General features: G+C 32.9%; 6 protein-coding genes and 1 rRNA gene. 3 read left to right on the forward strand and 4 right to left on the reverse strand.

Annotated features, from left to right (window positions below):
• Positions 1 to 43: 43 nt before the first annotated feature.
• From ABD816_RS17745 to ABD816_RS17755, 3 genes are all read left to right on the forward strand, one after another.
• A complete protein-coding gene (locus ABD816_RS17745; RefSeq protein ID WP_344929678.1) occupies positions 44 to 2425 on the forward strand; it encodes a TonB-dependent receptor in 2382 nt (793 codons plus the stop codon).
• Positions 2426 to 2457: 32 nt separating this feature from the next.
• Positions 2458 to 3732, forward strand: a complete 1275-nt coding sequence (locus tag ABD816_RS17750) for a DUF4374 domain-containing protein (protein ID WP_344929679.1) — start codon at positions 2458 to 2460, stop codon at positions 3730 to 3732.
• A 72-nt stretch (positions 3733 to 3804) separates the two neighbouring features.
• Entirely contained in the window at positions 3805 to 4992 is a 1188-nt protein-coding gene (locus ABD816_RS17755) for a PepSY-associated TM helix domain-containing protein (protein WP_344929680.1), read from the forward strand.
• 129 nt (positions 4993 to 5121) lie between these two features.
• Here the strand turns inward: ABD816_RS17755 and ABD816_RS17760 are convergent, their stop codons facing one another.
• The 4 genes from ABD816_RS17760 to rrf all read right to left on the reverse strand — a co-directional run bounded on the left by ABD816_RS17760 (position 5122) and on the right by rrf (position 12423).
• Entirely contained in the window at positions 5122 to 6048 is a 927-nt protein-coding gene (locus ABD816_RS17760) for a transglutaminase family protein (protein ID WP_344929681.1), read from the reverse strand.
• Between the two features lie 5 nt (positions 6049 to 6053).
• Positions 6054 to 8630 carry a circularly permuted type 2 ATP-grasp protein gene (locus ABD816_RS17765; RefSeq protein ID WP_344929683.1) on the reverse strand — a complete coding sequence of 859 codons (2577 nt, stop codon included), beginning with the start codon at positions 8628 to 8630 and terminating at the stop codon, positions 6054 to 6056.
• A gap of 18 nt (positions 8631 to 8648) precedes the next feature.
• Positions 8649 to 11984 carry a transglutaminase family protein gene (locus ABD816_RS17770; protein ID WP_344929684.1) on the reverse strand — a complete coding sequence of 1112 codons (3336 nt, stop codon included), beginning with the start codon at positions 11982 to 11984 and terminating at the stop codon, positions 8649 to 8651.
• Positions 11985 to 12315: 331 nt separating this feature from the next.
• A 5S ribosomal RNA gene (rrf, locus tag ABD816_RS17775) occupies positions 12316 to 12423 on the reverse strand.
• Between the last annotated feature and the right edge of the window lie 20 nt (positions 12424 to 12443).

The raw sequence follows: 12443 nt of genomic DNA on the forward strand, positions 1-12443 counted from the left end.
ATAAATAATATTACAAGTCTATCAACTTTATTATAAAAAAATTATGATAATTTCGGGGGAAATTGGCAAAAAGGGAAGTCTTTTTTTTCTGTTCTTATATAGTGTTTTTTGCCATGCTCAAAGCGAGGTTTCAGGTATTATTTTAGACAGTAATTCTAATCCTGTTCCTGATGCTTCTATAAGCATCGTAGAACAACCTAATATAGGAACAGTAAGTGATTTTAATGGAGAGTTCTCACTTATACTACCTATAGGTTCTTATACCATTTCTGTTAGTTATATAGGATTTCGAGATTATACAAATACTATTATTATAGATAAAGATAAGAGTAAAAACTTAAAAATAATTCTGAAAGAAGATATTAAAGAACTAAGCGATGTTATTGTAAAAGGTAAGACAAGCGCTCAGCGTACTCGTGAAAAAGCGTTTGAAGTTGAAGTTCTGGAAACTACTGGATTAAAAAATGTTAGTATTGATATCAATACTGCTCTTACCTCTATACCAGGAGTAAACATACGACAACGAGGAGGATTAGGAGCTGATTTTGATTTTTCTCTAAATGGTCTTTCAGGAAAACAAGTAAAGTTTTTTATAGATGGGATTCCGCTTGAAAACTTAGGAAGTTCTTTTAGTCTTAATAATTTTTCCGCATCACTCATAGAACGTGCTGAGATTTATAAGGGAGTTGTACCGATTGATCTAGGTGCTGATGCACTAGGTGGTGCCGTAAATTTAATCACTAATCAAAAAAAGAACAGCTTTGTCGATGCATCTTATGACATTGGATCATTTAATACTCAAAGAGCAACCATAAATGGACAGTATTATGGTAATAAAGGGGCATTCATTAAATTATCATCGTATTATAATTATTCAGATAATGATTATACAATTGATGACATAGAAATACGTGATGAACTGGGTAATGACACTGGAGTCACTGTAGATAATGTTAGAAGGTTTCATGATGCCTATTCTTCGCAAATGATCAACGTAAAAGCAGGCATTACAGATACATCCTTTGCTGATAATATAGCAATTGGAATTACTGCTTCTGGCAATAAGAATGAAATTCAACATCCTATTGATCCACAAAATCCTTTTGGCGAAGTATTCACTAAAAATAACATCTTATCAGGATCTATTGGATATCATAAAAAAAATATTCTTAAAAACATTTCGCTAAAAATTTATGGTTCGATTACAAAAAACAGAGAAAAAGTTGTTGATACTTCATCAAGAAAGTATGATTGGTTTGGCAATTTTATAGAACGTGGAGATCAATCTCTTGGAGAATTTGAATTTAGTAAAACTCTTTTTGAATTTGAAGATGATTTACATTTGATAAATACCCTGATAAATTATAACATTAATAGTAATAGCTCGCTTAATTTTAGTTACACAAAAAATTATATAGAAAGGAAAGGAGAAGATCCTGCCAGTATCGGTAGAATTGCTTTTGAAAATCCTCATAGTATTGATAAAAATATTGCGGGTATCTCTTATGATTTTAAAATAATAGATGCCAAGTGGTCTAATTCTATATTTACTAAGGGATATATAGCAAGATCAATAGGGGTAATTGAAGACCTTTTTACTAATATAGAAGAAGAACGTTTTACCGATTTTAATAATTCGTTTGAAGAGTTAGGTTATGGTTTTGCAACTACTTATAAGATTTTAAATAATTTTCAGGTTAAAGGCTCATTTGAAAAAACCTATAGAATTCCTGAGGGATATGAAGCTTTTGGTGATGGCTTTTTACTAAAATCAAATCCAGAATTACTCCCGGAAACAAGTTATAATGCCAATCTAGGAGTTCTTTTTAATAAAGATTTTGATCAATTTCAAATTCAGTTAGATTCAAATATTTTTCTAAGAGAATCAGAAAATTTTATAACCATTAGATCAGAAGGAATTTTTTCCAGGTTCTATAATACAGCCGCCGCCAGAAGTACCGGTATTGAAGGTGAGATTAAAACACGGTTTAATAATATATTTTTCTTAAATGCCAATATAACATATCAAAATATCATAGATCGTAATGTAGGAAATAATGCAGGTGTAGATTTTTTAGAAAATCAACGAATTGCGAATATCCCTTACCTCTTTGGAAATGCATCTGTGGGAACTAATTTTAAAAATTTTATAAACACTAATGATCAATTCAATATTTCATGGAGTTCTTACTATGTAAATGAGTATCCATTAACCTCCTTTATTGAGGGTAATCCAGAAGATCGAGACATTATTCCAACACAATTATCTCATAATATTCAATTTGGGTATTCCTTTAATAATGGAACTTACAATATATCCGCATCCGTACGTAATATAACCGATGCTAAGATTTATGATAATTTTGAAATTCAACAACCGGGAAGAGCATTTTATGTAAAACTTAGATATTATATCTCAAACTAAATATTAATATAAACACTTTAAATTAAATAAAAATGAAAAAGATACAATGGTTAAAAAACACAATAGTTCTGTTAGCGCTATCATTAGCAGTACTATCGTGTGATAATGAAGATGATGGAGAAACACCCATCGACCCTGTTACAACTGCAGATTCGAAATACGTTGTAGGCTTTGAAGCTTTTCCTGTTGGAGATGCTAGTCCTGTAGATTACATTTTGGAACTTCCTTCATTAGAATCACTAACCACAGGTGAAATATCTGTAGAAGGGCAAGGAATACCACTAAACGGATGGAGATTTTTTCACGGAGCAGGAAACACTGTATTTACTGCAGGATATTCTGATGATGATAAATGTATCGCATATCAACTAGATGCTAATGGAGAGTTAACCGAAAAAGCAAACTTTACTTTTCAATCTACATTAGATAATTATTCAGCCATAGATGACAATACATTACTAGCTGTAGAATTAACTTATTCAGGTCTTTCTGATAAAAGATTCCATGTGATCAATGCAGAAACAGGATTATTAGAAAAAATTGTTGAGCATCCTATTGATATTGATATGGGTAGTGGTACGGCAGAAGATCCAGGATCAATTCCATGGGTAACTGGTATGGTTCTTAGAGATGGTAAATTATTTGTTTCCTACCATAAATGGTTAGCTGATGGATCTTATATTACTCCAGATGTGGATCGTGCCTATGTAGCTGTATTTGCATATCCGGAATTCGAGTTAGAAAAAATTATTGAAGACGATAGAACAAGTCCTATAGGTGTAAATGGACATAGCACAGGAATCGAGCAAACCGAAGATGGTGATATTTACTCCTTCTCTACCTCTGCTCTTAGCGCAGGATTTACGGCAGCTACTAAGCCTTCTGGAATCTTACGAATTAATAATGGAGAAACTGAATTTGATACTGATTACTTCTTTAATGTAGAAGAAGCAACAAATGGAGGTAAGATTTTTTGGATGGATTATGTTGGTAACGGTAAAGCGATTGCCAGAATTATTCTAGATGATACTGTTGGAGCTTGGGGAGTCTTTTCAGAGCAGGGTAGCTTTTTTAAATTAGTTGTTATTGACTTAATTAACCAAACAGTAACTGATGTAGCTGGTATTCCTGCTCACGCTAATAGATATACATCTACTATGTTTGTAGAAGATGGCAAAGCATACCTAAGCAGTACCGCTGGAACAGAAACTCACATCTATATCGTAGATCCTGAAAGCGCAACTGCTACGCAAGGAGCTAAAGTTCAAGGTCTATATGTAAAAGGAATTTTTAAGTTAAATAATTAAACTATTTATCAATTCGAAATAGCACTTCTAATTTATCATTTGGAAGTGCTATTTTTAAATTAAACTCAAAAAATGTCTGAGAAGAAAAAAAACAAAAGACGTAGCACCATTTTGAAAATCCATAAAGTGTTAGGATTAACAACAGGCCTGGTACTCTTTATTGTTTCCATTACCGGATGTCTATGGGTTTTTAAAGAAGAAATAGAAAGCTTCTATGATGATTACAAATATATACAACCGATAGAAAAACAATTTATTTCAGCATCTTCTATAAAGAATATTGCAGAAACTATACTACCCGAAAGAACTATTCATGGAGTGGTATATGGCGCACCAAATGAAGCCATAGAAGTAGTTTTCTATGAAGCAGAACCAGAAATTTTTTATCAAAGTGTCTTTATAAATCCTTATACAGGTGATTTTATAAAAAGAATTGATAATACCGCAGGTTTTTTTGGATTTATTCTGGACGGTCACCTAACATTATGGCTTCCTGAAGCCATAGGATCCAGAGTAGTATCTTATTCTATTCTTTTATTTCTAATAATACTTATTAGTGGTCTTTTCTTATGGTGGCCAAAAAGTAATAAAAATTGGAAACAACGTTTACAATTTAATTGGAATAGTAAGACGCGGTGGAAGCGTAAAAATTTTGACCTCCATACAGTAACAGGATTTTATATTTCTTCATTTGGTTTGATACTGGCATTTACCGGATGCGTTATGGCGTTTAATTGGTTTTATTTTATAGCCTATAAAGCAACCGGGGGAGATAAGGCTCCACAGTTTATCATGCCAAATAATATCAGTAAAAACAGTGTGTTAAAGGAACAAAATCCACCATATGATCAGTTAATTCCTGCATTATCTAAAACGTATGATGCAGCTAAGAATTTTGAACTACATTATCCAGAAAATGATTCTACAGCTATACTTGTAGAAGTTAGTAATTCTAAAGGGTTGTATTACGATATGGATTACTTATTTTTTGATCAAAACACGCTTCAGGAAATCGAGACTACGAGTATTTACGGAAAATATAAGAATGCAAAATTTGCTGATAAAGTAATCCGGATGAATTATGACATTCATATTGGTGCTATTGGAGGTATTGCTGGAAAAATTATAGTATTCTTGGTAAGTCTAATATGTGCATCATTACCTGTAAGTGGTGTTCTATTATGGTATGGGAGAACTTATAAAAAATCATCAAATAGACGCTATTATCCGTCCGAAAAAAAATTGTTACCTAGAAAATAAAAGTTCTTTTTATATATTTATGAAATAATACATAAATATGGAAAAAGCAATGAATCAGTCTAAAAAAGTGAATGTTACAGAAGATGAAAAAAAATCACAGCAACAACAGCAACAACAATAAATGATGAACTATTGCTGTTGTGATTGTAATTGAAATGATTCTTCAACAGGACGAATATCTACAGACACCTTTAATTCACTTTTACCTGAACTATACACAACACCTTTTAATGGGGGCACATCATAATAATCCCTACCCCAACCTACTACTACATGTTGATTATTGGGTATTTGGTTATTAGTTGGATCAAAATCTACCCAACCAAATCCTGGGACAAAAATAGCAAACCACGCGTGTGATGCATCTGTACCTATTAGCTTCTCTTTTCCCAGAGGTGGTAATGTCTCTATATATCCACTAATATAACGAGCGGGAAGACCTACAGAACGAATACAGGCAATAGCTATTTGCGCAAAATCCTGACAAACACCTTTTTTTTCTTTCATTACCTCACTTATAGGAGTTGAAACATTGGTTAAATCAGGTACAAAATCAAAATCTGTATAAATACGTTGCATCAATTCATAAGCAGCTTCAAATATAGATCTTTCAGGCTTAAAAGATAATGACGCATACTCTCTTATAGCATCTTCCGTATTTCTAATTAGTATAGAATCCAGAATATATTGTTTAGCGTCAATAATATCTGGATAATTCTTATTTAATATTGACACTGCCTGAGATAACGTCACTCTTTTACAAGCATCCGTATAAAAGCTATCGTGAATCTGAGTATAATTCCTCTCTACGATACTAGTAGAAGTAACTTCCAATTTACGATGTAATTGTTGTAATGAAAATCGGGTAATATTATTACCAAAAAAATCAGTACGTTCAGAAATATCAGTAGGTGCTGGTGTAGGACTGATGTGTATGCTACAATCTAACAACCGTTGACCAGGGCTTTCTCGAGGTACAATTGTTGCTATATTGTGACAGAAACTAACATCCGCATTATAACTATACTCCGTACGATGGATAATTTTAAATTTCATTATTGTTAGTTTGGAAAGCTTTGAGAAGATAATTGGTTCTGTCCAGAAATATGATTAAAATATATATTAGTAATTTCTATAGAAACCCCATTTAACAATACATCTAACTCTACTAATAAATATTTTAAATTTTCACGAAGCTCGTTACGTTCTTGATTGGATATTATGAGAGTTTCAACTGATACAGATTTTAATTTTGAATATGCATCATATATATACTTTTGAGAATTATTTAAGCTAATAAGTTGTTCAGGAGGTGGTAATCGATTGATATCCTTATTTAATCTTGACAAAAGATACATCAAAGAACGACCATATTCAGGATTTAATAAAACTAAAGAAAGTGTGTTTTCAATAGTAATATAAGAACGATATCCATATCTGTAAATATTCAAACTTTCTTGACTATTAAGTAAGCACTCCAAAAGATTATATTCTGTATCCTCATCGGTCACTTTGGTTGTTAATAAATCAAGCTTTTTAATATTAAAAATCCCCGATTCTAGATTTAATCCTATAAAATATAAAAGCAATCCTTGATTTACTAAAATACTTTCTTCTATTAGCCCCATTATAGCTATAAGCTTTGTAATTAACTGATCTAATATTTTTAAAATACTTTTTATGGAGATATCCTTGTCTGTCTTTCTTTCTTCCATCATACTGCACAGTTTCTGGATACTGTCAAAAACACGCCACATATCTGTAGACCATAGATTACGAATTGCATAATATGAATTACTAAACATAGCAAGCGTATTTGCTAAACTACCTTGTTTATTTTTATCCAATATAACAGCACATAATTCCTTTTTTATATCTAGTACTGGTCTTTGTTTAGTGTTTCCAATAAAACCGGGAAATGTATTAGTCAACTCAGTAACAGCGTGTAATAAAGTCCGTAGTTTTTTATTATCCTCTATAGCTTCTATCTCAAAGTCTGTATTTGCAAACTTTTTAAGAACCATTCGCAGAAACCTACTGGTTACTAATGCTCTGCTCATATATCTACCTGTCCAATATAAGTTTTCCGCAGTCATACTAGGTAGGTCTTCCAGTTTTGCAGCTGTTGTTTTTTGAGCATTTTGCCATGAAGGATATATGGTAACATCTACTTCATTATTCGCAGATAGCACACAGAAATCTTTGCTGGTACCTCCTCGCTGATTGCTTATCCTTAGCGATGCAACTTCTGGAGAAACACGTACCAGTCCACCTGGCATTACTTCGTATGTATCTCCTTTAGCTATAGCAAATGCCCTACATACCATATTACGAGGTTCTAATTGTCCATCATTAAAATTAGGTATCGTCGAAAACGTAATTTTCTCTTGTGCCACATACAAGTATGGATTCTTAGTTATTTTATTTTTAATTTTTAATTTCTCTTCCTCATTTAATAACTCCCCGAATACGATGTCTTCTCTATGTGAACGATCAATTCTCTTTATCACATAATTAGAAATATTATCTAATACATGTTGTCTTTCGTTATGTTGACCACACCACCACGTTGCTATTTGTGGTAATAGTAATTCTTCATTCAAAAAGTATTTTGCAATTGCTGGCATGAAAGGAATCAATCCTGAATTCTCAATCACACCGGTTCCCACAGGATTAATTACAGTAACATTTTGTCTTCTTACCACATCCAATAAACCTGTGACTCCTAAATAAGAATCCTCTCTTAACTCTAACGGATCCATAAATACATCATCTACTCTTCGCAAAACAACGTCAACCTTTTTTAATCCTTTTAATGACTTCATCCATAAAAATCCATCTCGTACTATAAGATCATTTCCTCTTACTAATGGATATCCAAAATATGATGATATATACGCGTGTTCAAAATACGTTTCATTATGAGGTCCAGGTGTCAAAATAACAATAGATGGATTTAATTTTCCATCAGGTGACGATTTAACCAGTAGTTGATTAAAGTCGTGAAAGAAGCCTTCAATACCTTTAACATTATTTTTTTTATAAATTTCAGAAAGCACATTTCCCGCAGCAGCTCTATTCTCCAAACTATATCCCATTCCCGAAGGAGCTTGAGTTCTATCATTTACTACCCACATCCTACCATCAGGACCTCTAGACAGGTCAGATGCATAAATTGAAATATTCTTAGGAGTATTGTATTTTATTTGATCACATTGTCTTAAAAACCCCCTATGACCATATACTATTTCAGATGGGATTATTCCTTTCTTGATTAATTCTCGTTTACTATAAATATCTTTTACTACTAGATCTAGTAAATGTACACGTTGCTTTAACCCTTTTTCTATCCTTTTCCATTCAGTTTCCTGTAATACAAACGGTATGATATTTAGGTTCCAAGGTCTATTTAGACCTTTAGGATCGTTATATACATTATAAGTAACACCATTTTCAGAAAGCATCCAGTCAATATCCTTTTGTCTAGATACTAACTCTTTACTACCCATCCCCAATAAACTATCCGAAATATTCTTCCATGCTGGCTTAATTACCATTTCTGAAGAGAACATTTCATCATAGCTATGTTCTTGAAAATAATCTTTTATTACCATTTCTTCTTCTGTACTCAAAACCATTTGGATATAATTTTTTTATCACTGCTTACGCAAATCCAGGGTATGAGGAAATTCTATATCTATGGGTATTTCTTTATATCTAAACCTTTTAGAACTCCCTTTTTCTTTTACACTTCTAGCAATCTCAGAAATATCTTCCTGCATACTCTCTTCAATAGGATCTATTTCTCCCTGTGTATGTCCAAACTCCCAAAAACGATTAATTCGTCTTGACTCTGCTTCATAACTATTTACCGGATATGAATCGTATGATCTTCCTCCTGGATGCGACACAAAATAAGTACAACCGCCTATGGATCTCTTGTTCCAGGTATCCACAATATCAAATACCAATGGTGTGTCTACATCAATAGTAGGATGCAGTGCAGAATATGGATTCCAAGCTTTATATCTAATTCCCGCCACATACTCTCCGTGAACAGAAGTACTATTTAATTGCACTTTTACACCGTTGCAAGTTAATACATATCTTTCATCTATAAAATCTTTTACTTTAATTTGAATACGCTCTAATGATGAATCCACATAACGTGCAGTTCCTCCTCCTGCCATCTCCTCACCCAACACATTCCAAGGTTCTATTCCTGAACGCAATTCCAAATGAATATTATTGATAGTAACCATACCATGTAATGGGAACCTAAATTCAAAGAAGGGATCGAACCAATCTTCTTTAAATTTATATCCTGCTCTGTTTAATTGAAAAACAATATCCTTAATATCCTCTCTAACATAATGTTCTATTAAAAATTTATCATGCAATTCTGTTCCCCAACGTACTAAATTGTGTTGGTATGGCTTTTTCCAAAACCAAGATACTAGAGTTCTCACTAATAAATTCTGTACTAGGCTCATTTGCGGGTGTGGAGGCATATCAAACCCACGTAATTCTAAAATACCTAACCTTCCAGAAGTAGAATCCGGAGAGTATAATTTGTCAATACAAAATTCTGCTCTATGTGTATTACCCGTTAAATCTGTTAATAAATGTCTAAACAAACGATCAGTTAACCAAAAAGGAACATCTCCGTCTTTAGGTATTTGACTAAATGCTATTTCTAATTCATATAGATTTTCCTGTCTAGCCTCATCCACTCTCGGTGCCTGACTTGTAGGTCCCACAAAAGCACCTGAAAACAAATAGGATAATCCTGGGTGATGTTGCCAGAAAGTGAGTAAACTCTGTAATAAACTAGGTTTGCGTAATAACGGGCTATCTTTTGGGGTTTTTCCTCCCAGAGTCACGTGATTACCACCACCAGTTCCGGTATGTTTCCCGTCAAGCATAAATTTCTCAGTACCTAATCGTGCTTGTTTAGCTTGTTCATAAATAGTAAATGTATTATCTACTAAATCCTTCCAATTATGAGTAGGATGTACATTTACTTCTATAACACCTGGATCAGGAGTAATTTTCAAAGACTCCAGACGGTTATCTTTTGGTGGTTCATACCCTTCTAATATCACAGGTATATTTAATTTTTTGGCAGTTGCTTCTATCGCCGCGATCAAATCTAAAAACATTTCTGCGGTTTCTAACGGTGGCAGAAAAAGGTATAATTTTCCCTCTCTAATTTCTGAACAAAGTGCTGTTCTTATAAAGTAATCTGGCTGATCAGAATCTAATCCCCTTTCAGTAAAATCTTTATACCTCCTTGCGATAAGTCTTTTATAACTGGGAAGCTTTTTCTTTTTCGTAAATAAGTCCGGTTCATATATTGGAAAAACTTCTTGAGCAGGTTTAGATACCAAAGAATTTAAAGGTAATCTTAATCCTATTGGAGAATTCCCTGGTGTTAAAAATAAATGTTTTCTTCTAAAATTCCATTCACAAGTAAACCATTTATTATTTGTGGTATTGAGTGGTAATAAATAGCCGACAGGCTTAGAAGTTCCTTCTTCCAGTATTTTAATCAACTTTTTTTGAGCCACAGAGCTATTCTTATCCTCTGCAGGATCAAAATCTACCGGAAGCTTTCCTTCTTCCCACGCATAATAAAAAGCATCTTCATATGTAGGAATAATATAATCCTGAGATACTGCTAAATGTTTGGTTAATGTTTCCAAAAATAACTTATCAGAATTTTCAGAAACAACAGTTTCAGGAGCATAAGAAGATAATAAACTTTTATCATTCCAGATATTCTTTCCATCCTTTCTCCAGCATATTTCAATTTGCCATCGGGGCAAAGGTTCTCCTGGATACCACTTTCCTTGTGCATGGTGCAATACCGCTCCTTTCCCAAATTCATTCATCAGCCTTTTAGATAAATCTATAGCTAACTTTTGTTTTAATGGGCCATCAGCTTCTGTATTCCATTCTGGAGATTCCATATCATCTATAGAAACAAATGTAGGCTCACCTCCCATTGTTAATCTTACATCATTTTTTTCTAATTGCTTTTCTACTTTGAATCCTAGTCTATAAATTTCTTTCCATTGTTGTTCTGTATAAGGTTTAGTGACTCTAGGAGATTCAAAAATTCTTTTTACAGCATTTTCAAATTCAAATTCTGTCTCGCATATATCAGTAAAACCAGAAACAGGGGCAGCACTTTCAAAAGATGGAGTACAAGCCAATGGAATATGACCTTCGCCAGCTAATAATCCGGATGTAGCATCAAATCCTATCCAACCTGCACCTGGAAGATATACTTCTGCCCAAGCGTGTAAATCTGTAAAATCTTTCTCCGGTCCTGAAGGACCGTCAAGAGACTTCTCATCAGAAGCCAATTGAACCAAATATCCCGAAACAAAACGGGCTCCGAATCCTAGATTACGTAATGCTTGTACAAATAACCAGGCAAAATCACGACAAGAGCCACTTTGTTTAGATAATGTCTCTTCACAAGTTTGTACCCCAGGTTCCATTCTTACATTATACCTCAAATATTCATATACCTTTCTATTCATATCTATTAAAAAATAGATAGTTTTACGAGGTGTCATATCAACAGTTTTCAAAAATTCCATTAATAATGATCCCTTATCGGTTACTTCTAAATAAGGTAATAGTTCTTTTTTAATAGTCTCACTATACGAAAACGGAAATTCTTCTGCAGATTCCTCTATAAAAAAATCAAATGGATTAATTGTTTTCAGATCAGCAATAATTTCTACTTCAACAGATAACTCATCAGTTTTTTCCGGAAATACTAATCTTGCCAAATAATTACCAAAAGGATCCTGTTGCCAATTAAAAAATTGATTCTCTGGTTTAATTTTAAGTGAATATGATTCTATTGGAGTTCTACTATGAGGTGCAGGACGCAATCTAAAAATATGCGGAGATAATTTAACCTCTCTATCATATTTGTATACAGTTTTGTGAGAAATCACTACTTTTAGCGCCATACATCTTTTTTTTTAAAAATTAACTCTTATTATAAACAATGCAATTGTAGAATTCAAAATAAAATTCTTTTACCTCATTTAGAAATCTAAAGTTATTTCTTAATTCCTAAGAAACCATACTATTTATTTGTTTTTTAGAATTATTAGCAGTTTATCATTTATTAAAAGTAATTATTATAGATTTTCCATAAGATCTGATTAGAAGTGTTCATTTCCTTTAATCTTTATCAGAAAATTAGGACAGAGGATTGTATCAGAAAGTACTACAAAGATCTTTTTTTTAATTTTCGGATATAAAAAAACCCTTCATAATATTTTATGAAGGGTTTAAAGAAGGCGGCGACCTACTCTCCCACGATTGTAGTACCATTGGCGCTAACGGGCTTAACTTCTCTGTTCGGAATGGTAAGAGGTGAGCCCCGATGCTATAACCACCTTGAGTCTTTATTAATAGTACGT

The sequence above is a fragment of the Aquimarina addita genome, assembly GCF_039539305.1.
GTDB classification, from domain to species: Bacteria; Bacteroidota; Bacteroidia; order Flavobacteriales; family Flavobacteriaceae; genus Aquimarina; species Aquimarina addita.

Bases quoted from the DNA above. Each gene is read 5' to 3' on its own strand.
- ABD816_RS17750 (WP_344929679.1), top strand. From the start codon at position 2,458: ATGAAAAAGATACAATGGTTAAAAAACACAATAGTTCTGTTAGCGCTA.
- ABD816_RS17770 (WP_344929684.1), bottom strand. From the start codon at position 11,984: ATGGCGCTAAAAGTAGTGATTTCTCACAAAACTGTATACAAATATGAT.
- ABD816_RS17765 (WP_344929683.1), bottom strand. From the start codon at position 8,630: ATGGTTTTGAGTACAGAAGAAGAAATGGTAATAAAAGATTATTTTCAA.
- ABD816_RS17760 (WP_344929681.1), bottom strand. From the start codon at position 6,048: ATGAAATTTAAAATTATCCATCGTACGGAGTATAGTTATAATGCGGAT.
- ABD816_RS17745 (WP_344929678.1), top strand. From the start codon at position 44: ATGATAATTTCGGGGGAAATTGGCAAAAAGGGAAGTCTTTTTTTTCTG.
- ABD816_RS17755 (WP_344929680.1), top strand. From the start codon at position 3,805: ATGTCTGAGAAGAAAAAAAACAAAAGACGTAGCACCATTTTGAAAATC.